Origin of the sequence: Burkholderia sp. Bp8984, from assembly GCF_003853755.1 — a bacterium.
Taxonomy (GTDB): domain Bacteria; phylum Pseudomonadota; class Gammaproteobacteria; order Burkholderiales; family Burkholderiaceae; genus Burkholderia.
Map to the genome: position 1 here is coordinate 1 of NZ_QTQN01000032.1, position 25742 is coordinate 25742.

The following is a 25742-nucleotide window of genomic DNA, read 5'->3' on the forward strand; positions in this document are numbered from 1 at the left end:
ATGCCCGTCCTGCGGAACACGCCTTCCGCGTCGTGGGCTTTCTGGGCGAGGCTTGCAGGGTTCTGCGTGTCGAGCCACTGCTTGAGGCGCGCGTAGGGCGCCCTCACCATATCGCCGGATTGCAGCATTTCATCGAATGGCTTCATCGATCTTTTTCTCCATCGATCGTTTTCCCCGGCATTGCGCATGCCGGACCGGCGTACTAACTGCCTTGCAAGGAACGTGCCTTGCGATAACCCCTCAGGTCCCCCTTTTTGTCGCGCGGCCGGCACGCCCCCGCAGCATGCCGCACCATGATGGTGCGACGCACGGCGCGGGACGCGCCAGCGGCGTGCCGTGCCCGTGCACGGCCGCTGCTGCGCCGCGTCTGTGAAACATAGTTCCCCTGCGTGTCACGACTGTGCAAGCTGCACTGCACCAATACCTCCCCCTGCCCGCACGCCTGCCCGTTGCCGCGCTGCCCGCCGGCAGCAGCTCCGAGCCCGTACCGGCACGGCTTCCCGCCGCCGTGCACTCGACCGCGTCCCGCCACCTCCTCGGCCGGTCTTGCCGCATCGCAGCGAACCGCGCCGCGGCGGCGGCGGCCCGTCGCGGCGGCCCGTCCTGCACCGCGGACGGGAATGGCGCCGCATCCTTCGGTTACCGGGCGGAATGGCGGAAAGGCGGGCCGGCACGAGGCCGGCCCTGGGGGAAGTACCGTCTGCGGCAGGTCGGGCAGTTCGACGCGGTGAACTAACCGGTTAGCCGGGTCCGGCACCTCGAACTTATGCAGCCGTAATCCCGCCGACAACGCCCATGCATATTTCGACTGACACCGATCGAAAAAAAACATCGGCCCCCATGCGCGAGGCGCGGTACGCTACCAAACCGGTTCAGTGAAATGGTGCCGCTCCTCCCGGCGCCGACTATAAACAGCGAAGATCAACATGGAAGCAAAGTGGCTGGAAGATTTCCTGAGCCTTGCGGATACCAAGAGCTTTTCCCGGGCCGCGCGTCATCGGCACCTCACGCAGTCGGCGTTCAGCCGGCGCATCGCCGCGCTCGAAACGTGGATGGACGCGAAGCTGGTCGACCGCAGCATCAACCCGATCGCGCTGACGCCGGCCGGACAGATGTTCCGCGGGCTGGCCGCGGACATCCTGCGCAGCATGTATGCGGCACGCAACCTCGTGAACGGCTATGACCAGTTCGCGGCAAGCGACCAGGTGGTGCGCTTCGCGGTCGCGCATACGCTCGTGTTCACGCTGTTCCCCGAATGGCTCAAGCAGCTGAACGGCGAAGTCGGCCACGTGACCGCGCGCGTCAACGCGGTGAACGTGCCCGAAGGCGTGCAGCAGCTCGTCGAAGGTGAATGCGACCTGCTGCTCGGCTATCACCATCCGCAACTGCCGATCGTGCTCGATCCGAACCACTTCCCGTTCGTCACGCTCGGCGTCGAACGGATCCTGCCGGTATCGACGCCCGACGCGCGCGGCAAACCGGTATTCGAACTGCCGGGCACGCCGGACGCGCCGCTGCCGCTGCTCGCGTATTCGTCGGGCGCGTTCCTCGGGAACGTGGTCGAGATGCTGCTGCTGAACGCGGCCGAACCGTACGCGCTGCACCGGTGCTTCGAGACGCACATGTCCGAGGCGCTGAAGGGGATGGTCGTGGCCGGGCACGGGATCGGCTGGCTGCCCGAGAGCTGCGTGGCGAAGGAACTCGCGGAGGGCTCGCTCGTCCGCGCGGGCTCGGCGGACTGGATCACCGAACTCGAGATTCGCCTGTACCGGTCCGCGCGCAAGCGCGGGCTCGCGGCCGAGCAGCTGTGGACCTACATCATGAACCGGCCGCGCACCGCGGCCGACAGCGCGCGCGCGGCCGAGGAATCGATCGCGCCGGCCATGCGCATCGCGCGCCGCAGCGCCGGCGGCAGCCGGTAGCGCCCTTCACCGTCCCTCGTCGCCCGACTCGCCAGCGCGCCGCGCGGATGCAATCCGCCCGGCGCGCGGTTATTCGACGTGCGCAATCGCGGAGCATTTTCCGCTCCTGCTCCGTCTTCGATATGCGTTCCGTACCTCGATTAAACCCGTAAAAACAGGCAAACGTTTGCGAGCCGAATCGCATTTAATTTACATCGAAAACATCGACCCCGAATAAATTTCCGATTCATACGACAGAAATAACCTGTTACAGAACAAATTAAAAGTTTCTCTTTTCATGCAATAGCATTTTTCATCCATAAGGCCACATCCCCTCTTTCGATTCCCTGACCTGCACTCCGAAATTCACCGTAATGCTTCGATGAAAGAGGAAAGTCTTCCTTTTATCAGTCGTTATTTTTCGGTACAAACGTCGGTACCACTTACGTCGGAAATTTGCAAAATGGTCATCGCTACCGATGAGCAAATTTCATATTCGGCAATATCGCCTTTGTTCAGAGCTGATCCATTTCGTCGAATTATTACCAATCCTATTTAAATAAGACCTTTAAAGCTTGTCCCATTCGGGCCACACATGATTGTTTGTTCGAAACCCATCGTGTATCAATAGCGTTGTCGCAAAACGAAATAGCGTCGCTAATTTTCAAATCGGAATAAGTGCATTGCCAGCGATTCCGGATGGAGGTTGCAATGTCTTCCTCGTTTGAACAGCATGGTCGCCGGCTCCTCGGCATTGTCGTATCCGCGCTCTGCATTCATGCCGCGGCCCAAACTCCGAACCAGGCCCCGACACCCTCGTCCGATACCGGCTCCGGGCGATACGTGATTTCGTACGTCTGCGGCGACGCGCGAATCGACGGTACGGCGCCGCTTCCCCCCGATGGCCGGCCGTACAACCTCGGTGTGTCGTTCGTATCGGGCGCCACCGGGCAACCGCTGTCGAACGTGCAGGTTCGGCTGCGACGGCATGGACGCGTCCTCGTCGAATTCAACGCGACGGGTTCGCGCTGTCTGTTCAGCGTGCCCGATGCAAGTTACCGGGTCGAAGGGACCTATCAGGGAGCGACCCAGTTCGCGGTGGTCGAAACCGGCGCACTCACCACGCAGTTGCGGTGGTGAACGTCAGTCGAATCCGCGCGCCGAGGGCGCGCACCCGCGTCATGCACTGCAATCCATCGACAGGAGAATCGAATGACTCGTGCAGAGCGACCGGACGGCGCGCCCGTCCGTCAGCCGAAGCCCTCCTGGGGACCGGGAAAGAATGCGGCGCTCAGCATCGTTGCATTTGCCGCGATCTTCGGCGCCTTCGCCTACGTCGAGCGAGACGTGGGGGGCAGCCATGCAACCGTGACGCACGACATCGCCGGCTTGATCGGCACCACCGTCGGGAAGTATCGCCAGGCCATCGTGGCCGCGACGGCCGACGCCTCCCGCGCGGCGTCGACGGCCGGGCAGGCCGAGCCGGTGACGCCTTCCGCACCGGGTACGCCGTTTGCGTCGGCGATGCCTGCAGGATCGGCCGCGACCGCCCCGGCCGTGCCGCCACCACCGACCGCCCGCCCCGCCGCGAAACACCCGCGCCCCGCGCATGTGCCGACCACGACGCTCGCGGCCGGTGCACACGCCGCATCGGCGAGCGCTCGCGCGGCACGCCCCGCTGACACGCACCGGACGTCGCGTTCGCAGGCGCTGGCACGCACGAGACAACACCCCGAGCCCACGCCGACACGGCAACCGCAATCGGATATCGCCGACACGACGCACATGCAGACCACCAGCGTCACGCGCGACGAGATGGAAGGCGCCCGCGCCCTCGCCAGGGCGCGCTGGTGCGCACGGATCGACGAATGGACCTGCGTCGAGCACAACGCGAGCCGGGCCCTCGCCATCGACCCGAAGAACAGCGAATCGCGCGCGCTGCTTGGACAAGCGATCCGCAACCGCCTGTGAAGCGGCCGGACGCTGCCGGGCCTCACTGCCCGGCAGCACGACGACCGGCGACGCGCGTCGTCGGGCGTGCAACCGATGTGATCGTTTCAGAGTGAGGAGACATCGTGGCTAACAATCGTCAACAACAATGCACCACCGTCGCTCCGCCCAACCGGCGGATCCTCCTGCACGCGCCCTTGCTGTTGCTGCTCATCGCGTCCGGCTCCTGTCTTGCCGCCGAAGGCGACGCGGAACCGGGCAGCGCGAGGGAAGTCGCAGGCACCCACGGCGCGCCGGATGCGCTGCCGCCCGGCATGCAGCCGACGGAGGCGTCGATGCGGCTCGCCCAGGGCCCGGACGCCCTGCCCCCGCATGCGCCGACGCCGATCGCGCAGGCATCGGACGCATCGATGCAGATCGCGCAGGCGTCGAACCCGCAGCCGCAGGCGATGCCGACCACGGTCGTGGTGGAGCCGGACGCGGCGCAGCCGAGTGAACCGGCGCCGGACGCGCGATCATCGGATGCGCAGACGCAGCAGCTTGCCCAGGCGCCCGACATCGCGTCGCCGAATATGTCAGCGCCAGCCGCGCAATCGTCGGACGCTTCAATCCAGCTTGCCCAGGCACCCGACACCGTGCAGCCGAACACATCGGCTCCGGCCGCGCAATCGTCGGATACTTCAATCCCGCTTGCCCAGGCACCCGACACCGCGCCGCCGAACACATCGGCTCCAGCCGCGCAATCGTCGGATGCTTCAATCCCGCTTGCCCAGGCACCCGACACCGCGCCGCCGAATACATCGGCTCCAGCCGCGCAATCGTCGGATGCTCCAATGCCGCTTACCCAGGCGCCGGACACCGCGCCACCGAATACATCGGCTCCGGCTGCGCATGCATCGGACGCGCCGACCCAGCCCGCACCGGCCGCTGCCGCCGCATCGCCGAATGCTGCGACGACAGCGACGACACCGACGCAAACCGCGCAGGCATCCGGCACCCCCATGCCGACCTCGCCTGCGCCGGTGACCCAGACGCCCGGCGCTCAGCCGCCGTCCTCGCAGGCACCGAATTCGCAGACGCCCGGCGCCCAGCTACCTGGCGAATCGATCCAGCGATCGCAAGGCCCCGACGTCCAGACACCGAATGCCCAGATACCGAATCTCCGTACCGCCGATGTCGCGACCGTGCGCAACGACGTGTTCGGCCTCGCGGCGAGCGGCGGCGCGATCCAGGCGCTCGAGGAAGCGAAGGCACGGCCCGATGCGTTCTCGGCCGTCGACATCGCGCAGCTGGAAGAACTGTCGATACGCCAGCAGGTGCGCGGCGGACGCGACAAGTCGCGCTCGATGACGAGTCCGGACCGCTTCGACGGGATCGACAACGCGCTGCGCGCGGCCGACGACCTCGACAAGCGGATGCCGGCCACGCCCGACTATGCGCCGGTCAGGACGGCGCTCGCGGGCGACCGCACGGTCGCCCTCGCGGCGCGCGGCGACATGAAGCCGGCCGTCGAGACGTTCGAGACGATCCCGTCCAATGCGGAGATCTCGATCGACGCGCTGGCGGCGGTCGGCGACGCCTACCTGTACCTGAGCGAACCGGGCAAGGCGAACGGCGTGTACCAGCGTGCGCTGAACCAGGCGACCGCGTCGCCTACGGACCGTGCGACCCGCGGCTTCCAGTACGGCGCACGCACGCGTCCGATCGAACTTCGCGAAGGGCTGTTCTGGTCGTATGTCGACCAGGCACGCGCGGCGGACGCGAAGCAGGTGCTCGACGACATGGGCAAGTCCCTGCCGCCCGTCAACGAAGTGCGCAACGTCGGTCCGGAAGAAAGCGACTATCTGCGCTATTACCGGCTGCGCGCGCAATACCTGATCTTCACGGGTCACACCGACGAGGGGATCGCCGCGCTGGAACAGCTCGAGAAGGAGGTCCCGTTCAACGCGGAGATCCGTGCCGCGCACGCCGACGCGGTATCCGGCCAGTCGCATCCCCGCCAGGCGATCGCGATGTATCGCGCCTCGCTGACCGACCACCCGGACAGCGTCGAGATGCTCGCCGGCCTCGGCCGCGCGGCGCTGACGGCAGACGACTACGCAACCGCGAAGAACGTCGAGCAGACCCTCGACAACACGTTCCCGGACAGCGGCGCCGTGCGCATCTTCAAGCGCGACTACAAGGCATACCGCAGCCCCGTGTTCACGACCGACCTGAGCTTCGAGCACGGCAACAGCGCGCTGGCCGACAACAGCTTCACGTCGGACAGCTACGTGTATTCGCAACCATTCGGAGACAACTGGCGCGTCTTCTCGCATACGTTCTTCGGCCATGCGCAAACCGATTCCGGCAGCGTCAGCCGCACGCGCACGGGCGTCGGCGGCGACTACCGGCACGGGCCGCTCACCGTGCTGGGCGAAGTCACGCGCTCGTTCGGCTCGGACGGCCGAACCGGCGGCCGCGGGTCGATCGCGTACGCGCTGAACGACTACTGGACGGTCAGCGCCGGCCTCGACAGCAACGACAACTCGTTGCCGTGGAAGGCGTATGCCGCGCATATCTGGGGCCGCTCCGCGAACGCCTCGGTCGTGTATCGCCAGAACGACCGCCGCGAGGTGAAGCTGAGCTACGGCGTGAGCCGCTACAGCGATTCGAACCTGCACCAGGAAATCACGGCAACCGCCACGCAGCGTGTGTACACGTCCGCCAGGCAGCTCGTCAACGTCTCGCTGGATCTCGGCACCGACAGCAACACGCGCAACGACGCGCCCTACTTCAGTCCGCGCCGCGACTATGCGGCCGCGGCGACCGTCATGCACCAGCTGACGCTGTGGAAGAAGGGCGACATGTCGCTGCAGCAGCGCGTCTCGGCGTCGGGCGGCGTGTACAACGAGCGCGGCTTCGGCAGCAGCCCGCTGTGGAGCGCGCGTCTCGAGCACGCGTGGACGTTCAAGCACGACATCACGCTGAGCTATGGCGTCGAGGTCAGCAGCCACGCGTACGACGGCCAGCGCGAGCGCTCCGAAACCGGCTTCCTGTCGCTCAATCTGCCGTTCTAGCAAGGAGATCGCGCAATGCAAACCAGACGGACCTTCATGTGCGGATGCCTCGGCACGTTCACCGCCTGTTCGCTGTTCCCGGGCGTGACGAACGCCAAGATGATCGACCTGCTGCCGCCATCCGATCCGGCCGACGGCAAGACGTTTCGCGTCATCTGCCTGCATGACGTGCGCGACAACCTGATGGAGTCGTTCAAGCCCCCGTCGGCGCTGGTCGATCCGTTCGCGGTCGATACCGGCACGCTGACCGCGATCTTCTCGTGGCTGCAGACCAACAACTACCACACCATCACGGTCAAGCAGATCGAGGCGTCCCGGCACGGCGGCAAGCCGCTGCCGCCGCGTTCCGTGCTGCTCACGTTCGACGACGGCTTTCGCAGCCACTACACGAAAGTGCTGCCGCTGCTCGAGCGCTTCAAGTATCCGGCCGTGATGGGCATCGTCACCGCGTGGATCGATGCACCGCCGAACGTGCCGATCCGCATCAGCGACAAGGTCCAGGTGCCGCGCGACTACTTCCTGTCGTGGGACGAGGTGAAGAAGCTCGGCCAGTCGGACCTCGTCGAGCTCGGTTGCCATACCCACAACCTCCATCACGGCGCGATCGCGAATCCGCAAGGCAACGAGTTGCCGGCGACCACGTCGCACCTCTACCTGCAAGACCAGAAACGCTATGAAACCGACGCCGAATTCCACGCACGCGTGCACGACGACCTGCAGACGTGCGTGCGCCAGATCCGCGAACACACGGGCATCGTTGCTCGCTCGATGGTGTGGCCATACGGCGCGGAAAACCAGCCCGTGCGCCAGATATCGACGTCGCTCGGCATGGACATCCAGTTCAGCCTCGATGCCGGCCCGAATACGCCGGACGTGCCGCTGGACCGGCTGAGACGGATCCTGATGATGTACGACGTCGACATCGGCGGGTTCGAACGCTCGATGCGCGAGCCGGCCTCCAACCGCGGCGACGTCGACGTGCCCGAGCGCACCGTGCAGGTCGATCTCGACCAGGTCTACGATCCGGATCCCGCGCGGCAGGAAGCGAATCTCGGCAAGCTGATCGAACGCATCTACCGGATGCAGCCGAAATCGGTGTACCTGCAGGCGTATGCCGATCCGAAAGGCACGGGCGTGGCCGAAGCGGTGTATTTCCCGAACCGGCACCTGCCGATGCGCGCCGACCTGTTCTCGCGCGCCGCGTGGCAGCTCAACACGCGCTCCAACGTGCAGGTGTACGCGTGGATGCCGGTGCTCGCGTTCCGGCCGCCGCCGGACAAGCAGCGCGGGCTCGAGGCCGTCAGCGCATTCGGCGGCGCGCCGGCCCGCGAAAACGGCACGCGCGTGTTCCGGCTGAGCCCGTTCGATCCGGAGGCGCGGCTGATGATCCAGCAGATCTACGAGGATCTCAGCAAGCACGCGTCGTTCAGCGGCATCCTGTTCAGCGACGACGCCGTGCTCGACGACTACGAGGATGCGGGCCGGCATGCGCTGCGCACCTATTCGCAGTGGGGGCTGCCGGCCGACGTCGGCAAGATCCGCGAAAATCCCGACCTGTTGAAACGCTGGACGCGCCAGAAGTCGCGCTACCTGATCGACCTGACCCGCCAGCTCGAACAGATCGTGCTGGCCCACCAGAACGTGGGCGACGTGCTGACCGCGCGCAACATCTACGCGCTGCCGGTGCTCAAGCCCGAATCGGAAGCGTGGTACGCGCAGAACTACGACGATTTCCTCGCCACCTACGACTACGTCGCGCTGATGGCGATGCCGTACATGGAGCAGGCGAAGGATCCCGAGGGCTGGCTGGACCAGCTCGTGCGGGCCGTCCGCGCCAAGCAGCGCGGGCTGCAGCGCACCGTGTTCGAACTGCAGTCGTACGACTGGCGCGCGCAGAAGCAGGTGCCGGCCGGCACGCTGCTTGCGCAGATGCGACGACTGCGCAGCGAGGGCGCCGTGAATTTCGGCTACTACCCGGACAACTTCCTGAACGGCCAGCCGGAACTCGACGCGATGCGCGACGTGATGTCGCTGAAGTCGCGCCTCGATCCGACCTCCATCAACGCGCTGATGCAGATGCAGCATGCACAGGGGACCAAGACGCCATGACCACCCACGGCATCATCCAGCGCCTGCAGGACTTCGTCTTCTACTATCCGTTCTTCATGTCGTATCTGTGGATGATCGGCGGCGTCGTCCATTATTTCCTGCTCGAGGAAGGCCGCGAGCTGTCGACGCGCACGATCGCCGCGAGCGGCATCCCGAAGATCTCGATCGTCGTGCCGTGCTTCAACGAGGCCGCCAACGCACGCAGCGTGATCCGCCACCTCAACGCGATGGACTACCCGAACTACGACATCATCGCGGTCAACGACGGCAGCCGGGACCGCACGGGCGACATCCTCAACGAACTGGCCGTCGAGATCCCGCGGCTGCTCGTCATCCATCACGCGCGCAACGAAGGCAAGGCGGTCGGGCTCACCACCGCGGCGGCGGTATCGAACGCGGAATATCTGCTCTGCATCGACGGCGATGCGCTGCTCGCGCATGACGCGATCGGCTGGATGCTCGAGCACTTCCTGACCGACCCGGGCGTCGGCGCGGTCACCGGCAACCCGCGCATCCGCACGCGCACGTCGCTGCTGGGACGCATGCAGGTCGGCGAATTCTCGTCGATCGTCGGCCTGATCAAGCGCACGCAGCAAGTGTACGGCCGCATCTTCACGGTGTCGGGCGTGATCACGATGTTCCGCAAGACCGCGCTCGCCGACGTCGGCTACTGGAGCTCGGACATGCTGACCGAGGACATCGACATCAGCTGGAAGCTGCAGTGCCGCGACTGGCGCGTCGTGTACGAGCCGCACGCGCTCAGCTGGATCCTGATGCCCGAGACGCTGAAGGGTCTCTACCGGCAGCGATTGCGCTGGGCGAAAGGCGGCATCCAGGTGCTGATCAAGTACGCGGGCACGCTCGCGCGGCCGACCCAGATGATGATGTGGCCGCTGTTCGTCGAGTACCTGATCGGCATCACGTGGGCCTACTCGATGTCGTTCATCCTGCTGCTCGCGCTCGTCGACGTCGTCTACCCGCTTCCGCCCGACTGGCATGTGTCCGTGGTGCCGCACTGGCACGGGATGCTGCTGGTCGCGACCTGCATCCTGCAGCTGATCATCGGCAGCATGATCGATCGTCGTTACGACGAAAAACTCCTGATGTATTTCCTTGACACCGTCTGGTACCCCGTCGCGTTCTGGCTGATCAGCATGATCACCACCGTCGTCGCCCTGCCCGCCGTCGTACTGCGGGGCCGCGGCAAGCGCGCCGTCTGGGTCAGTCCCGACCGAGGCATTCAACATGAAGAACGCGCCGATTATTGACCTTTCCCTGCGCGCGCCGCGCGAAATGATCGCCGAGCGCGGCGTCGTCATCGGGCCCGTGCTCGTCGCATGGTTCCGCCTCGTGCGGCCCGCGCTGGTCGGAGGAGTATGGGCATCGATCTGCATCTACACGTACCGCTACCTGCTGCCGTTCAACGAGGCCGAGATGCCGATCGAGCAGATCGTGTTCTACGTGACGAGCATCGCGCTGATCGCCGGCACGATCGTCACGTGGCTGATCGCGGGACGCGTCGTGCATCCGCTCGCGTACCGGTTGCGCGTGTCGAAGATGCTGCGGCGCTCGGCCAGCGTGAAGATGCGCTCGGTGCCGCCGACCGCGCTCGCGGGCGCCCGCCGGCGCGGCGCGCGGCGCACGACGCGCATTCTCGTCGCGTCGCACGACGCGAACGGCTCGATCTCGGGCATCGAATGGATCGCGCATGCGGGACCGCAGCCCCGCGAGTAGGTCACCGGCGCCGTGCCGCAACGCACTGCGCACGACGCACGGCGCACGCCGCATGACGCGACGGCGCTCCTGAAATCGTCCTGGCGCGCGTCGCGCGCCGGCCGAAAAACTTCCTGTAGACGAGGTGAATCATGTGCGGAATCGTCGGAGCAAGCGGCCTGAAAAATCAGGTCCCGCAACTGGTCAATGCACTGAGCCGGCTCGAATATCGCGGCTACGATTCGTGCGGCATCGCCGTGCTGCGTGACGGCTGCCTGCGCAGCGAACGCACGTTGCGGCGCGTGGCAGACTTGCAGGACCGCGTGCTGACGCTCGGTCTCGAAGCGCAGACGTGCATCGCGCACACGCGCTGGGCGACGCACGGCGCACCGTCGGAAATGAACGCGCACCCGATCATGTCGGGCGACACGATCGCGGTCGTGCACAACGGCATCATCGAAAACCACGATGCGCTGCGCGCCGAACTGCGGGAGCGCGGCTATACGTTTCGCGGCGAGACCGACACCGAAGTGATCGCGCACCTGATCCACAGCATGTATCGCGACGACCTGTTCGACGCGGTGATTCGCGCGGTCAAGCGGCTGCACGGCGCGTACGCGATCGCCGTGCTGAGCGCGCGCGAGCCGCAGCGGCTCGTCGCCGCGCGCGCGGGCTCGCCGCTCGTGATCGGCATCGGCGCGGACCAGAACTATCTCGCGTCCGATTGCGCGGCACTCGGCGACCTGACCGACCGTTTCGTCTACCTGGAAGACGGTGACGTCGCGCTGATCACGCCGGAGCGGATCGCCGTGGTCGACTCGGTCGGGAGCGAAGCACAGCGTCCGCTGTGCCTCGTCAAGGCGCGCGACGACGACGCCGCCCTCGGCCCGTACCAGCACTTCATGCAGAAGGAGATCTTCGAACAGCCGAAGGCGATCGCCGCCACGATCGACGGCATCGACACGGTCTCGCCCGCGCTGTTCGGCGGCAGCGACAGCACGCGTGCGCTGCTGTCGAAGACCCGAAGCGTGCTGCTGCTCGGCTGCGGCACCAGCTACTACGCGGGCCTGACCGCGAAATACTGGCTCGAGGGCATCGCGGGCATCCCGGCGCAGGTCGAGATCGCGAGCGAATACCGCTATCGCGATACCGTGCCCGATCCGCGCACGCTCGTCGTCGGCATTTCGCAGTCCGGCGAGACCGCCGACACGATCGGCGCGATCGAGCGCGCGCGCGCGATGGGCCAGGACATGTCGATGGCAATCTGCAACGTGGCGACGAGTTCGATCGCGCGCAGCGCGCCGCTCAGCTTCCTGACACGCGCCGGCATCGAGCTCGGCGTCGCGTCGACCAAGGCGTTCACGACCCAGCTCGTCGCGCTGTTCCTGCTGACGCTCGCGCTCGCGCAGCAGCGCGGCCGGCTCGACGCCGCGCAGGTCGCGACGCACCTGAAGCAGTTGCACGAACTGCCGGAGCGCATCGGTCACGCACTCGCGCTGGAAACGCAGATCATGGGCTGGGCCGCGAAGTTCGCGCGCACCGAGAACGCGCTGTTCCTCGGGCGCGGCATTCACTATCCGATCGCGCTCGAAGGCGCACTGAAGCTCAAGGAAGTGTCGTACATCCATGCGGAGGGCTATCCGGCCGGCGAACTGAAGCATGGCCCGCTCGCGCTCGTCACGAGCGCGATGCCGGTCGTCACGATCGCGCCGGACGACCGCCTGTTCCAGAAGCTGAAGTCCAACATGGCCGAGGTGCGCGCGCGCGGTGGCCGGCTGTACGTGCTCGCCGGCCATCATCTCGAGATCGACGCCGACCGCGACACGCACCTGATCCGCGTGCGCGAATCGGGCGACGCGCTGTCGCCGATCGTCAACGTGATCCCGTTGCAGCTGCTCGCGTATCACGTCGGCTGCGCGCGCGGCGCCGACGTCGACAAGCCGCGCAATCTCGCGAAATCGGTCACCGTCGAATGATGCGGCGGCCGGTCGCGGCCCAAGTCGCCACCGCGCGCCCGCATGCGTTCGGGCGCGCCGCCGCGTGGCGCGTCGCGACCGTGCTCTGCGGCGCGTGCTGCGCGTTCGCCGCGCCGTCGCACGCGTTTGCCGGCGCGCCGGTCGTGCACACCGTCACCGTGGAGGCGCCGGCGTCACCTCAGTCGCCGCAGGAGCGCGGCGACCCGCGGCGCTTCATGCACGGGATCGGCGTGGCCGACGCAGGCGACGGCCGGCGCTGGGTGTTCTTCAGCAGCTCGGGCATCGTGCCGCGCGGCGCGCTGCGCAACGGCGACTGGCCGCATGATGTGTACGTCGGCGAATGGCTGCCGGGCAAGCCGCGCCTGCTGCGCGTCCATACGTTCATCAGCCGCCCGGAAGCGCAGGAGCCCGTGTCGATCGCGCAGAACCCGCGCGGCGACATCTTCGTCACGTTCGAGGACGGCTGGAACACGCCGCAGGTGGTCAGCCAGCGATACGGCGTCTATCGGCGCGACCTGAAGCCGGTCAAGCCCTACCCGAACGACGTCGAAGCAGGCGGCCACTCGGGCCACGTCGCCGCGGTGGGCGAAAGCTTCGTCGTGTTCTATTCCGCCGACTGGATCGACGGCGGCGGCGTCGACAACCTCGGCACCGGCAACGGCGTCTACGTGAAAACCTACGATGCCGAAGGACGCGTGGTGAACCATGTGCCGGTCGCGCCGCACCGCCGCGAATGGTGGCCCGTGGTCGCGGGTTCGCCGCGGCGCGCGCTGCTGGTCTGGCAAAAATACATCGAGGGCAGCACGGACGCGACGCTCGAATACGCGATGTTCGATCCGGTCACGGCGAAACTCGACATGCTCGGGCCGCTGAACGGCACGATCCAGTACTACGTCTATTCGTCCGCGTATGTGCCGGCGGTCGACCGCTTCGTCGTCGTCACGACGACGGCGGACAATCGCGGCGTCGCGATGCTGATCGACCCGGACGGCCGTCGTCTGGCCACGCTCGACTGCCTGCCGGCGTCGGTGCGCGAGGCCGGGATCGGTGTCGACGGCACGCATGCCTATGTGCCGACCCGCGACGGGCGGCTGCTGACCCTGGCGCTTTCGCCGACGGGCATGTCGGTGAGCGGCGTGCAGCGTTCGCCGATTCCGTGGGGCTCGACCGGCGTCGCCGGGTTCCCGGCACGCGGCGGGACGATGCATTTCGTGTCGCTGACGCCGTCCGGGACACGCGAGGCGGATTTCGACACGACGCGGGAAACGCCGTTGCCGAAGGCCGACGCGCAGTGTTCGACGCATTGACGGCAACCCGGCACGTCGATCCGGCCCGACGCGCTCGATCGAGGCGTTCGCGCCTTTGCCCGAATCGGGCAGTTCGATCCCACGCGCGCATCGGCCGCGCCCGGTAGTCGCCCGGTAGTCGCCCGGTAGTCGCCCGGTAGTCGGACTTGCAGCGGCAGCCGGGCCCGCTTCCTCGTGCCGCCCCCGCTCCCGCGCCGAAGTCGCCAGCGCCGCCCGTACCGGATAGACTGTCGCCCGATTCCATCCCTCGGCCGCGGCGCTCGCCTTTCTGCCGCCGCCGGAACGCCCCCACGGAGAACGAATGCTGAAGCGCCGGTGGTTTTCGCTGTTGCTGGTGACGGTGTGCCTGATCGCGACGCGCGCGTCCGCCCAGGGCGCGCTCGAACTCGAAACCGACGGCACGCCTCGCGTCCTGACGCGCCAGGCGCTGCTCGCGCGCGCCGACGCGACGGACATCCGCGTGCCGCGCGACATCGCGTACGGCCGGCCGATGACGTTCCGCGCGGTACCGTTCGCCGCCCTGCTCGGCGACACGCCGCTGCCGGCGGACGGCGTGCTCGAAACGCGCGCGGCCGACGGTTTCGCCGCGCAACTGCCGCTGGATCTCGCGCGCCGCCGTGCGCCGGCCGGCGCCGTCGCGTGGCTCGCGATCGAGGACCCCGCGCACCCGTGGCCGAAGCTGCCGGGCAAGCAGGTCAGCGCGGGGCCGTTCTATCTCGTGTGGCTCGGGCCGGACGCGTCGTCGGTGCGCGGCGAGCAGTGGCCATATCAGATCGTGCGCATCACGATCCAATCGTCGCCGCTCGCGCGCTGGCCGTCGCTCGCCGTCGATCCGGCGTTGCCGGCGAACGATGCGGCCCGGGCGGGCCAGCGGCTGTTCGTCACGCAATGCCTCGCGTGCCACCGCCTCGACGGCGCGGGCAGCAGCCAGGCCGGCCCCGACCTGAACGCACCGATGAATCCGGTCGACTACTTCCAGCCGGCCGCGCTGCGCCGCTACATCCGCAACCCGGCGGCGGTGCGCGACTGGCCGGGCCGCGCGATGCCGGCGTTCCCGCCCGATCAGTTGAGCGACCGGGAACTCGACCAGATCGTCGCGTACCTCGCGTACATGGCGCGGCGCAAGGCCGGCAAGTAAGCCGCGCCCGTCAGGTGCGCGTCACGCGCCCGGTTCCTGCGCGCTTTGCAGCACCGCACGCAGCAGCACGTCGGCGCCCGCCGCCGACCATTCCGGCGTGATCGCCTCGGCTTCGTTGTGGCTCAGCCCGTCGACGCACGGCACGAAGATCATGCCGGTCGGCGCGACGCGTGCGACGTAGCACGCGTCGTGGCCCGCGCCGGACACGATGTCCATGTGCGACAGCCCGAGCGCCTGCGCCGCATCGCGCACCGCGTCGATGCAGCGCGGCGCGAACGGCACCGGCGGGTACGTGAAGATCTGCTCGATCTGCGCGCCGAGCCCGGCGTCGGCCGCGACGCGCGCCAGTTCCGCACGCAGCGCCGCGTCGAGTTCGTCGAGCACCGCATCGTCCGGATGGCGAAACTCGACCGTGAAGAAACAGCCGCCCGGCACCGTGTTGCGCGAATTCGGCCGCGCCTCGATCATCCCGACCGTCGCGCGCGCGTGCGGCGCATGGCGGCGGCCGAGCGCATCGACGAATTCGATCATTCGCGCGGCACCCACCAGCGTGTCGCGCCGGAATTCCATCGGCGTCGTGCCCGCGTGCGCGTCGACGCCCGTGAGCGTCACCTCGTACCAGCGCTGCCCCTGCCCGGCCGTCACGACGCCGATCGTCCTGCCCGCGCGTTCGAGAATCGCACCCTGCTCGATATGCAGTTCGTACGCGGCATGCACCGGATAGCCGCCGACGGGTTCGGCGCCCGCGTAGCCGATCCGCGCGAGTTCCTCGCCGATCGTCCTGCCCGCGCCGTCGATGCGCGACAGCCCGTATTCGAGCGAATAGACGCCCGAGAACACGCCGGCCGAGATCATCGCCGGCGCGAAGCGCGAACCTTCTTCGTTGGTCCAGATCACGACGTCGATCGGGCGCTCGGTCTCGATGCCCGCGTCGTTCAGCGCGCGCACGACCTCGAGGCCGCCGAGCACGCCGTAGATGCCGTCGTAACGGCCGCCCGTCGGCTGCGAATCGGCGTGCGAGCCGGTCATCACCGGCGCGGCGTCGGGATTGCGGCCCGCGCGGCGCGCGAACACGTTGCCCATCCGGTCCACCCGCACCGTGCAGCCGGCATCGCGCGCCCACTGCACGAACAGGTCGCGCGACTCGCGGTCGAGGTCGGTCAGCGCGAGACGGCAGACGCCGCCCTTCGGCGTCGCCCCGATCTGCGCCATGCGTTCGAGCGATGCCCACAGGCGCGCGCCGTCGACGCGCGGTGCGGTCGCGAGGTCGTCACGCATTGCCGGCCTCCGGGGTGTCGTCGCGCGGCGCCGCCTGCAGCGCATAGCGGAAATCGCAGCGCTTGCCGCCCTGCATGATCGTGCTCGTGCGCGTCAGCGCGATGCGCGGGTCGTAACCCTCGATGAAGTAGCTGTCGCGCGCGCAGCTCAGCAGGTGGCCGATCTCGCCGAGCCCCATCGCGTGATACATCTCCGCGTAGCTGCAGCGATGCACGTCGTAGTCGTAGTGCGTGTCGTCCGCGCGGCGCACCTCGACGTCGAGCGCATCGTCCTTCTCCCACAGCACCTGCAGCGCGATGAACGACTGCACGCTCGTGCCGTCGGGCTCCTGCGCGGCGAACGTGCGGCCCGCGTCGACGGCCGCGCCGCGCACGGCCTCCGCGATCACGGCCTGCGCGCGCTCGGTGCCGAATTCGCGCTTCATGATCTCGTAGATCGGCTTGATGATTTCCGCTTCGATGCGGCGCCGCGCGAGGATGCCGAGGCGCGTGTCCTCGGGTGCCGCCGCGGATGCGTGGGTGGTGTCGGTCATGGGGTTCGTCTCCGTCGTTATTTCGTTGCCGGGTGCGCGCCGCCGAGCACGTCGACGACGGTCCACTTGCCGCCGCGCACCTGGTAGATCGTGAATGCCGGGTCCTTCAGGTTGCCTTCGCCGTCGAACGCGACCCGGCCGGTCACGCCGGGCCGGTCGATCGCGCGCACGGCCGCGACCAGCTTCGCCGGCTGCGTCGTGCCGGCCTTTTGCGCGGCCGCGATCAGCGTGGCCGCCGCGTCGTACGCGAACGGCGCATGCAGTTCGATCGGCGCGTTGAAGCGGGCGCGGTACTCGGCGTCGAACGCCTTGCCGCCCGGCATCCGGTCGAGCGGCAGGCCCGGTTCGAGCGCCGTCACGCCGTCGCCGTCCTTGCCCGCGAGCGACAGGAAGGTCTGGCTCACGAAGCCGCCGGCGCCGAGCAGCGGCGCGTTCACACCGAGCTGGCGCATCCGGCGCGCGATCGGCGCGGCCTGCGCGTCGAGCCCGCCGAAGAACACGAGATCCGCGCGCTTGCCCTTGACCGCGGTCAGCACGCCGCTGAAGTCGGTCGTCTTGTCGTTCACGTACTGGCGATCGACGATCGTGCCGCCGTTCGCCTGCACGCCCTTGATGAACTGGTCGGCGAGGCCTGCACCGAACGACGTGCGATCGTCGATCACCGCGATGCGCTTCGCCTTCAGCGTCTTCACCGCGTAGGCGCCGGTGAAATTGCCGCCCGCATCGTCGTGACCCATGATGCGGAACGCCGTCGCGTAGCCCTGCTGCGTGTATTGGTGGCCGGTGGACGCCGGCGCGATCTGCGCAATGCCCGCATCGCGGTAGACGCGCGACGCCGGCACGCTGCAACCCGTGTTCCAGTGGCCGACGACGCCGATCACGTGCTGGTCGACGAGCTGCTGCGCGACCGCGACGGCCGTGCGCGGGTCGGATTGATCGTCGGCCGCGACGAGCTTGTAGACGACCGGCTTGCCGCCGATGCTCGGATGTTTCGCGTTCGCGTCGTCGATCGCGAGTTGCGCGCCGTTTTGCAGATCCTTGCCGATCCGCGCGGACGGGCCGGTGAGCGGCGCGGCGAGACCGATCAGGATCGTCTGCGGCGCGGACTGCGCGAAGGCGGGAACGGCGGCGATCAGCGCGGCCGCGGAGAATGCGAAGCTGGCGGGAAGAAAGGCGATTTTCATGTGCGGGGCTCGGGGATTCGAATCAAAACATGAAAAATATTAAATATTCAGCACTCTCACCCCAAATATTCAATTGTTGGATGCTTATGCCATTCCCGACACAATATCGCAATAGCCTGTAAATAAAGGATATTTTTACATTGTCGCTTACCCTGATTTTTCGATAAAATTCGACACATGAAAAATATCGAACAATTGCCGCACGATCCGCCGTTACGCGCCGTCCGCGCGTTCGAGGCATTCGCGCGTCTCGGGTCGGTCACCGCGGCCGCGCACGAGCTCGACATCACGCCGTCCGCGGTCAGCCACCAGTTGCAGCTGCTCGAGGCGTTCATCCAGACGCCGCTGACCGTGCGCGAAGGCCGGCTGCTCGCGCTCACCGACGAGGGGCGCGACTACTACCGCTCGATCAGCGCCGCGTTCTCGGTGCTGCGCAGCGCGACGCGCTTCGTGCGCGACCGGTCGTCGCTGCGGCAGATCACGATCAGCCTGATTCCGCTGCTCGGCATCGGCTGGTTCATCCCGCGGCTGCATGCGTTCCTCGCCGAGAACACCGACGTCGACGTGACCGTGCTGTACGCGCATCACCGCAACTATCGAAGCGACGCGTCCGACCTGTCGATCCGCTTCGGCACCGGCGACTGGCCCGGCTACCGTTGCGAGCGGCTGCTGCCGGGCGCGATGGTGCCGATGTGCAGCCCGTCGTTCCTGAAGCGCCACGGGCCGTTCCGCACGCCGGCCGATCTCGCGCAGGCGCCGCTCGTGCACGACGAGGATCGCAGCACCTGGGTCAACTGGCTGCAGGGCGCCGGCGTGCGGCACGTGTCGCATGCGGTGGGGCCGATGTTCGAGGACGGGCAACTGACGCTGAGCGCGGCGCGCGCGGATCTCGGCGCGGCGCTGCTGCGCGCGCCGCTGGTCGAGCGCGAACTGGCCAGCGGCGAACTCGTGAAGCTGTTCGACCACGCGCTCGACGACGGGCGCGACTACTACCTGTGCACGCGCGAGGATGCGGACATGCCGGACGGGGCGAGACGGCTCGCCGACTGGCTGAGGAAGATCGCCGCCTGAGCCGCCGTTGCGCCGCCTGCCGGCGCAACGGCGCGCTTGCCGGGCAAGCCGGTGACTTGCGGACGTCCGCATGCGTATATATGATATGCATATCATATATCGGAGGTTGCGATGAGCCGTATCCTGATCGATCTGTCGAATGGCCAGCTCGACGAACTGGCCGCCATCGTCGAGACTGAGCAACGCCCTCGCGCCGCGATCATTCGCGACGCGATCGACGCGTATATCGCGCAACACAAGCGCGCGCATGCCGATCACGTATTCGGCCTGTGGAAGGATCGCGCGGTCGACGGGCTCACCTATCAGGAGGCATTGCGTTCGGAATGGTAAAAGCACACATCGACACTCAAAGCGCGGCCGGGTATGCGGGCCGCGCGCTTCCGGCCGAGGCCTGCCTCGTGCAGGTGCAGCAACGGCCGCCCCATGCCCACGCCGTGTTCGGTCTCTGGAAAGCGCGTGCGCTCGACGGGCTCGCCTGGCAGGAGGCATTGCGCGCGGAATGGTAAGAGCCCTCTTCGATACCAACATCCTGATCGACTATCTCGGCGGCGCGGAGTCCGCGCGCGCGGAGCTGGCCCGCTACGACTACCGGGCGATCAGCATCGTGACCTGGATGGAAGTCATGGTCGGCGCGACGGCCAGCGACGATGCGGCGATTCGCGCATGGCTTTCGTCGTTCGACATCATCCCGCTCGACAGCATGGTGGCGAACCGCGCCGTAACGATTCGCAAGGAACGTCGCATTCGTCTGCCCGATGCGATCGTCTGGGCATCGGCGCAAGTGAACGGCCTGTTGCTCGTGTCGCGCAACACGAAGGATTTTCCGGTCACCGAACCGGGCGTCCGCGCGCCGTATCCGATCTAGCGCGAGCGGCGTCCGTCATGCGTGGCGGACAGCCGCGCGTCCCGCCGTCGCCGCGTGTCACACCGCCCGCCCCCATCCGCGCTCGGCCGCATAGGCGACCGTCGCGCGCGCCAGCTCGTTCGTGCTGTCGACCAATGCAAACGGCGCATCGCGCACCGCCCGCGCGGCGATCGGGATTTCCGTGCAGCCCATCACCGCGACGCCCACGTCCCGTCGCGCCAGCGTCGCGAGCGCGCGCGACAGGCACCGCACCGACGCATCGATCTTCCCCGCCTTGACCGCCGCGATGCACGCGGCGATGTCGCGCTGCGCGGCCACGTCCGGCATTACGGGTTCGAAGCCGCGCGCACGCAGCGCCGCCTGGTAGAAGCCCGACACCAGCGTGCCGCCCGTGGCGAGCACGGCGACGCGCCGCACGCCGGCCGGCAACGCGGCCACCGACGCATCGACGATATGCAGGATCGGCGCCGCGCTGCGTTCGCGCAGCGGCGCATACCAGTGATGCGCCGAATTGCACGGGATCGCAATCACGTCGACACCGCAGCGGTTCAGCAGCGCGACGCCATCGAGCAGCGCCGGCAGCGGATCGGGCCCGCCGTCGATGATCGCGCGCGAACGATCGGGCGTCTGCGTCAGGTTCGCGACGACCATCGGCAAGTGCTCCTGGTCGCAGCGCGCACGCGTCAGGCGCATCACGCGATGCATGAAGTCGACCGTGGCCAGCGGCCCCATTCCGCCCAGTACGCCGACGAGTGCCATGACGTCTCCTTCACGCGCGCGGCGGCCGCGCGCAGATCGCGGATACGACGGCCGAGTTGCCGATCACCAGCAACAGCGTCCGCAACATCTCGCAGAACGGATCGACCGCCACGAACAGCACGAACGCGGCCTCGAACGGCAGGTGCAGCGCCGCGCACACCATGCCGGCGAGCGACACCGTCACGACGCCCGACGTGCCCGTCGACGCGAACCCGGCCAGCACCGACGCGACCAGCACGACGCACAGCTCGCCGGGGCCTAGCGACCGTTCGTAGAGTTGCGCGACGAACAGCGTCGCACTCGCGTAATAGACCATCGGCCCGACGCGCAGCAGCGACACGGCGAGCGGCACGACCAGCTCGACGCGCGCGCGGGCAAAGCCGAAGCCGTCGGCCAGACACTCGATCATGCTCGGCATGCAGGCCACGCTGCTGCGCGTGGCGAGTGCCATCGCGAACGGCGTGCGCAAGCCGGCGAGCGTCCCGCCCAGCGTCGCGCCCGAGCGCTTCCAGATCACGACGATCGCCGCCGCGATCAGCACGAGCGCGACGACGGCGAACGCGGCGACGAAGCGGACCATCGCCTCGAGCGGCCCGAACCCCGACGTGCCGATCTGCGCGGCGCCGCCGCAGAACAGCACGATCGGCGTCGGATACGCGAGCCAGTGCATGATCTTCTGGCACGTGCAATAGACGGTCTCCAGCGTCTGGCTCAGCGCCGCCGAGATGCTGGGCGGCACGCGCCCCGACGCGAACCCGAAGAACAGCGAGAACACCAGCGCCTTCAGCGTGTCGCCGCTCGCGAGCGCCGCGAAGAAGTTGCCGGGCACCAGCGCGATCAGCATGTCGGCGAGGCCCGACGACTTCTCCGCGGGATCGCTGCCGTACAGCGTCATCACGGTATCGCTCGCCGCGCCGTCGCTGCCGACCAGCGCGCCGAACGCCTTCAGCGTCGCGGTCGACAGGTGCTCGCCCGGCCGCATCGCGACCAGCACGACCGCGCCGACCGCGACGACGAATACCGACACGCAGCTGAAGATCGTGATCACGCGCAGCACGAGATCCGACGCGTTGCCGTCGCGCAGCAGCCGCTGCAGGCTGAAGATCACCGCGGCCGTCATAAACGGCAGCGCCGTCATCTTGAGCAGGCCGACGTACACCTGGCCCACGTAGTCGAATTGCGGCGCGGCCGCCGGCCACAACACGCCCGCCACGATTCCGAGCGCGAGGCTGCCAAAGACCGTCAACGGATGGATCGCGAGCGCATGCAGCCGCTCGATGCGCGGTGTGATCCTGATGTTCTCGTTCATGTTCATGTCAGTGACCCATCGCATCGAGCAGGGATTTCACGTCGAGCCGCTTGTTGCGCTCGGCCAGGAACTGGTTGACGAACGCAAGCAGCGTCGGCATGGACACCGGCACGCCGACGGCAAGCGCGTCGGTGAGGTCGTCGAAGGTCGCGACGCGCAGCCGGATCGGCGCGGTCGGGTCGTCCTGCATCACGAGCTTGATCGCGAGCTCGTCGCGATACACGGCCGTGACCGCGCCGGCGTTCAGCGCGTCGAGCGTCGCCGGCCAGCTCGGATAGGTGCGCACCCGCGCGGCCGGGAAATCGTTGCGCGCGTATTCGGCGTAGGCCGACCCCGCGACGACGCCGATCGTGCCGCGATAGTCGCGCACAACTTCAGGCAGCGGCCGCCCTTTCGCGAGTTCGGCGAAGCCGACGCGGTTGATCAGCAGCGCGCGCCGCAGGCTGATGTACGGCGTGCTGAAGCGCACCACCTGCGCCCGCGGCAACGTACGCGACAGCTTGCTGATCGCGACGTCGGCCTGCCCGGTCGCGAGCAGATGCACGACGTCGTCGAACGTGCGCGCATCGCGGTCGAACTGCACCGGCACGCCGAGCTTTTTGGCGAGCTCGTCGGCGAGGTCGATGTCGACGCCCGCCAATGCGCCGTTGCGCGACATGAAGAACGGCGGCTGATCGACGCCGAGCACCGCGACGACGAGCGTCCCGCGCGTGACGATGCGGGCGAACTCCGGCGCGAGCAGCCGGCCGTCGGGCATCTGCACGAGCCCGGTCGCCGTGGTGGCGGGTGCCGTCACCGCTGCGGGCGCCGCCGGCGCGGACTCATCGAGGGCCAGCGCCGGCGCGGCGCACGACACGGTCACGAGTACGCAGGCCGCACGGCGCAAGAGCCGATGCAGGCATCGCCGCTCGGAGACGAACTCGCGGAACCAGGCAAGCAGCGCGCACGCGGCGCATCCGGAAAAGAGGTTCATGGCGGCAGTGGGACGGGGAGTATCGAACGACCGCGCGGCCGTTCGTGCAGAACGGGCGCCGGACCCTGGCGCGGGGCGCGGCACCCTTTCCCGGCGCCGCGCCCTCCCGCACCCCCAATGTGTCAGAAGCGCCGGCGGGCCGAAATCCGCCGGAAGGCCCGGCCCGGATGACACGGGCCGCCCGGACGGGCCGCCGCGACGGGGCCGGACGCAGATAGAAATTCCCGATGCCGCGGATTGAAACAAGCAATTTCACAAACCAAGGGTGAACCCGGATACTGGCAACACTTCATCAACACCCAAGCAAAGGAACTCGCAAGATGCCGATCATCAACACCCAAATCAAACCGTTCAAGGCAACCGCATACCACAACGGCGATTTCGTGCCCGTGACCGAAGAGAACTTCAAGGGCAAATGGTCCGTCGTCGTGTTCTACCCGGCCGACTTCACGTTCGTCTGCCCGACCGAGCTGGGCGACCTCGCCGACCGCTACGCGGAATTCCAGAAGCTGGGTGTCGAAATCTACGGCGTGTCGACCGATACGCACTTCACGCACAAGGCATGGCACGACACGTCGGACACGATCGGCAAGATCAAGTACCCGATGATCGGCGACCCGACGCTCACGCTGTCGCGCAACTTCGACGTGCTGATCGAAGAAGAAGGGATGGCGCTGCGCGGCACGTTCGTGATCAACCCGGAAGGCGAGATCAAGCTGTGCGAAATCCACGACAACGGCATCGGCCGCGACGCCGGCGAACTGCTGCGCAAGGTGCAGGCTGCGCAATACATCGCGGCACACCCGGGTGAAGTGTGCCCGGCCAAGTGGACGCCGGGTGCGGAAACGCTGACCCCGTCGCTCGACCTGATCGGCAAGATCTAAGGGTCGCCCGGCGCGCCTCGCTCGAGGCGCCCAACGAGCACCCAGCCGGGCCGCCGCCTCGCGCGGCCCGCCCTCTCCTCCGGCACGACGTGCCCGAGCAGCCAAATCAATACGGAATCCGAAACGCCATGCTCGACGCCAATCTCAAGAACCAACTGAAAGCGTACCTCGAAAAGATCACGCGCCCGATCGAACTCGTCGCGTCGCTCGACGACAGCGCGAAATCGCAGGAACTGCTTGCGCTGCTGAACGAGATTGCATCGCTGACGTCGCGCGTGACCGTGACCGAACGCCGCGACGATGCCGAGCGCAAGCCGTCGTTCTCGATCGGCGAACCCGGCAAGCCGGCCGGCATCCGCTTCGCCGGCATCCCGATGGGCCATGAATTCACGTCGCTCGTGCTCGCGTTGCTGCAGACGGGCGGCCATCCGGTCAAGCTCGACGACGACGTGATCGAACAGATCCGCGCGCTCGACGGCGACTACGCGTTCGAGACGTATTTCTCGCTGTCGTGCCAGAACTGCCCGGAGGTCGTGCAGGCGCTGAACGTGATGTCGCTGATCAACCCGCGCATCCGCCACGTCGCGATCGACGGCGCGCTGTTCCAGAACGAAGTCGACGCACGCCAGATCATGGCCGTGCCCACGATGTTCCTGAACGGCGAATCGTTCGGCCAGGGCCGCAGCAGCGTGAAGGAAATCCTCGCGAAGCTCGACACGGGCGCGGGCGAGCGCGCCGCGAAGTCGCTCGAGAACAAGCCGGTATTCGACACGCTGATCGTCGGCGGCGGCCCGGCCGGTGCGGCCGCGGCAATCTACTCGGCGCGCAAGGGCATCGCGACGGGCGTCGTCGCCGAGCGTTTCGGCGGCCAGGTGCTCGACACGATGGCGATCGAGAACTTCGTGTCGGTGCAGGAAACCGAAGGGCCGAAGTTCGCCGCGGCGCTCGAGCAGCACGTGAAGCAGTACGACGTCGACATCATGGACGTGCAGCGCGCCGACGCGCTGATTCCGGGCGACGTGCATCAGATCCGCCTGGCGAACGGCGCGGTGCTGAAGGCGAAGACGATCGTCCTCGCGACCGGCGCGCGCTGGCGCGAAATCAACGTGCCGGGCGAGCGCGAATACCGCAACCGCGGAGTCGCGTACTGCCCGCACTGCGACGGCCCGCTGTTCAAGGGCAAGCGCGTCGCGGTGGTCGGCGGCGGCAACTCGGGCGTCGAGGCCGCGATCGACCTGGCCGGCATCGTGAAAGCCGTCACGCTGATCGAATTCGGTGCGCAACTGCGCGCGGACGAAGTGCTGCAGCGCAAGCTGCGCAGCCTGCCGAACGTGACGATCGTCACGCAGGCGCAGACGACCGAGCTGACCGGCGACGGCAGCAAGCTGAACGGGCTCGTCTACAAGGATCTGCGTTCGGGCGAAACGAAGCGGGTCGATCTCGAAGGCGTGTTCGTGCAGATCGGCCTCGTGCCGAACACCGAATGGCTGAAGGGCACGGTCGAACTGTCGAAGCACGGCGAGATCGTCGTCGATGCGCGCGGTGCGACGTCGGTGCCGGGCGTGTTTGCCGCCGGCGACGTGACGACGGTGCCGTTCAAGCAGATCGTGATCGCGGTGGGCGAAGGCGCGAAGGCATCGCTCGGCGCGTTCGATCACCTGATCCGGCAGGACGCGACGCCGGCTACGGCCGACGCGCCGCAGGCCGAAGAAGCGATCGCCGCGTAACGCGCGA

22 protein-coding genes and 1 pseudogene are annotated in these 25742 nt (G+C 67.6%); 16 read left to right on the forward strand and 7 right to left on the reverse strand.

Translation table 11 applies throughout. The annotated features are described in order from the left end of the window. A pseudogene (locus DID98_RS27005) lies at window positions 1-188 on the reverse strand (circularly permuted type 2 ATP-grasp protein); the annotation flags it as partial. 738 nt (window positions 189-926) lie between these two features. On the opposite strand from DID98_RS27005, the gene DID98_RS27010 reads away from it, so the two are divergent. The 10 genes from DID98_RS27010 (at window position 927) to DID98_RS27055 (ending at window position 15153) form a co-directional block, all read left to right on the forward strand. After that, window positions 927-1922 carry a LysR substrate-binding domain-containing protein gene (locus tag DID98_RS27010; protein WP_124522896.1) on the forward strand — a complete coding sequence of 332 codons (996 nt, stop codon included), beginning with the start codon at window positions 927-929 and terminating at the stop codon, window positions 1920-1922. A gap of 690 nt (window positions 1923-2612) precedes the next feature. Beyond that, window positions 2613-3041, forward strand: a complete 429-nt coding sequence (locus tag DID98_RS27015) for a hypothetical protein (RefSeq protein WP_044843971.1) — start codon at window positions 2613-2615, stop codon at window positions 3039-3041. A gap of 72 nt (window positions 3042-3113) precedes the next feature. Beyond that, window positions 3114-3872 (forward strand): hypothetical protein, encoded by a 759-nt coding sequence (locus DID98_RS27020; protein WP_124488824.1) that lies wholly within the window; start codon window positions 3114-3116, stop codon window positions 3870-3872. A 104-nt stretch (window positions 3873-3976) separates the two neighbouring features. Further along, a complete protein-coding gene (gene pgaA / locus DID98_RS27025; protein ID WP_124522898.1) occupies window positions 3977-6910 on the forward strand; it encodes a poly-beta-1,6 N-acetyl-D-glucosamine export porin PgaA in 2934 nt (977 codons plus the stop codon). Window positions 6911-6925: 15 nt separating this feature from the next. Continuing rightward, on the forward strand, window positions 6926-9019 hold the full coding sequence (gene pgaB / locus DID98_RS27030) for a poly-beta-1,6-N-acetyl-D-glucosamine N-deacetylase PgaB (protein WP_124488826.1): 2094 nt from the start codon (window positions 6926-6928) through the stop codon (window positions 9017-9019). Further along, complete coding sequence (gene pgaC, locus DID98_RS27035; RefSeq protein ID WP_044843967.1) at window positions 9016-10287, forward strand: poly-beta-1,6-N-acetyl-D-glucosamine synthase; 1272 nt, start codon at window positions 9016-9018, stop codon at window positions 10285-10287. Before pgaB ends, pgaC begins: the two co-directional genes overlap by 4 nt. Further along, window positions 10265-10753, forward strand: coding sequence for a Biofilm PGA synthesis auxiliary protein PgaD (locus DID98_RS27040; protein ID WP_124522900.1), 489 nt, complete (start codon window positions 10265-10267; stop codon window positions 10751-10753). The genes pgaC and DID98_RS27040 overlap by 23 nt, the downstream gene beginning before the upstream one ends. A gap of 131 nt (window positions 10754-10884) precedes the next feature. Then, window positions 10885-12708 carry a glutamine--fructose-6-phosphate transaminase (isomerizing) gene (gene glmS / locus DID98_RS27045; RefSeq protein WP_124522902.1) on the forward strand — a complete coding sequence of 608 codons (1824 nt, stop codon included), beginning with the start codon at window positions 10885-10887 and terminating at the stop codon, window positions 12706-12708. Next, complete coding sequence (locus DID98_RS27050; protein ID WP_124522985.1) at window positions 12708-14015, forward strand: hypothetical protein; 1308 nt, start codon at window positions 12708-12710, stop codon at window positions 14013-14015. Before glmS ends, DID98_RS27050 begins: the two co-directional genes overlap by 1 nt. Before the next feature lie 301 nt (window positions 14016-14316). Then, window positions 14317-15153 carry a cytochrome c gene (locus DID98_RS27055; protein WP_124522904.1) on the forward strand — a complete coding sequence of 279 codons (837 nt, stop codon included), beginning with the start codon at window positions 14317-14319 and terminating at the stop codon, window positions 15151-15153. A 21-nt stretch (window positions 15154-15174) separates the two neighbouring features. On the opposite strand, the gene DID98_RS27060 is transcribed toward DID98_RS27055, so the two are convergent. From DID98_RS27060 to DID98_RS27070, 3 genes are read right to left on the reverse strand one after another with little or no spacing between them, the layout of a single operon-like run. Next, window positions 15175-16431, reverse strand: coding sequence for a Zn-dependent hydrolase (locus DID98_RS27060; RefSeq protein WP_124522906.1), 1257 nt, complete (start codon window positions 16429-16431; stop codon window positions 15175-15177). Continuing rightward, the gene (locus DID98_RS27065; protein ID WP_044843961.1) at window positions 16424-16963 is read right to left on the reverse strand and encodes an L-2-amino-thiazoline-4-carboxylic acid hydrolase; all 540 of its coding nucleotides are present in this window, start codon (window positions 16961-16963) and stop codon (window positions 16424-16426) included. Before DID98_RS27065 ends, DID98_RS27060 begins: the two co-directional genes overlap by 8 nt. Window positions 16964-16980: 17 nt before the next feature. Continuing rightward, complete coding sequence (locus tag DID98_RS27070; protein WP_124522908.1) at window positions 16981-18147, reverse strand: branched-chain amino acid ABC transporter substrate-binding protein; 1167 nt, start codon at window positions 18145-18147, stop codon at window positions 16981-16983. A 177-nt stretch (window positions 18148-18324) separates the two neighbouring features. Between DID98_RS27070 and DID98_RS27075 the strand changes: the two genes are divergently transcribed. The 4 genes from DID98_RS27075 to DID98_RS27090 all read left to right on the forward strand — a co-directional run bounded on the left by DID98_RS27075 (window position 18325) and on the right by DID98_RS27090 (window position 20083). Continuing rightward, entirely contained in the window at window positions 18325-19218 is an 894-nt protein-coding gene (locus DID98_RS27075) for a LysR substrate-binding domain-containing protein (protein WP_044843959.1), read from the forward strand. 111 nt (window positions 19219-19329) lie between these two features. Next, on the forward strand, window positions 19330-19548 hold the full coding sequence (locus tag DID98_RS27080) for a ribbon-helix-helix protein, CopG family (protein ID WP_044843958.1): 219 nt from the start codon (window positions 19330-19332) through the stop codon (window positions 19546-19548). Next, window positions 19542-19724 carry a hypothetical protein gene (locus tag DID98_RS27085; RefSeq protein ID WP_124522910.1) on the forward strand — a complete coding sequence of 61 codons (183 nt, stop codon included), beginning with the start codon at window positions 19542-19544 and terminating at the stop codon, window positions 19722-19724. The genes DID98_RS27080 and DID98_RS27085 overlap by 7 nt, the downstream gene beginning before the upstream one ends. Continuing rightward, complete coding sequence (locus DID98_RS27090) at window positions 19718-20083, forward strand: type II toxin-antitoxin system VapC family toxin (RefSeq protein ID WP_124522912.1); 366 nt, start codon at window positions 19718-19720, stop codon at window positions 20081-20083. Before DID98_RS27085 ends, DID98_RS27090 begins: the two co-directional genes overlap by 7 nt. Window positions 20084-20140: 57 nt before the next feature. On the opposite strand, the gene DID98_RS27095 is transcribed toward DID98_RS27090, so the two are convergent. The 3 genes from DID98_RS27095 to DID98_RS27105 are packed head-to-tail and all read right to left on the reverse strand — an operon-like array spanning window position 20141 to window position 23124. Further along, window positions 20141-20842, reverse strand: a complete 702-nt coding sequence (locus DID98_RS27095) for an aspartate/glutamate racemase family protein (RefSeq protein WP_044843955.1) — start codon at window positions 20840-20842, stop codon at window positions 20141-20143. Window positions 20843-20852: 10 nt separating this feature from the next. Beyond that, window positions 20853-22157, reverse strand: coding sequence for a dicarboxylate/amino acid:cation symporter (locus DID98_RS27100; protein ID WP_124522914.1), 1305 nt, complete (start codon window positions 22155-22157; stop codon window positions 20853-20855). A 1-nt stretch (window position 22158) separates the two neighbouring features. Then, entirely contained in the window at window positions 22159-23124 is a 966-nt protein-coding gene (locus DID98_RS27105) for an ABC transporter substrate-binding protein (RefSeq protein ID WP_124522916.1), read from the reverse strand. 320 nt (window positions 23125-23444) lie between these two features. On the opposite strand from DID98_RS27105, the gene ahpC reads away from it, so the two are divergent. Continuing rightward, a complete protein-coding gene (ahpC, locus tag DID98_RS27110) occupies window positions 23445-24008 on the forward strand; it encodes an alkyl hydroperoxide reductase subunit C (RefSeq protein ID WP_006750178.1) in 564 nt (187 codons plus the stop codon). Between the two features lie 128 nt (window positions 24009-24136). Next, window positions 24137-25735 (forward strand): alkyl hydroperoxide reductase subunit F, encoded by a 1599-nt coding sequence (ahpF, locus tag DID98_RS27115; RefSeq protein WP_124522918.1) that lies wholly within the window; start codon window positions 24137-24139, stop codon window positions 25733-25735. Window positions 25736-25742: the final 7 nt, after the last annotated feature.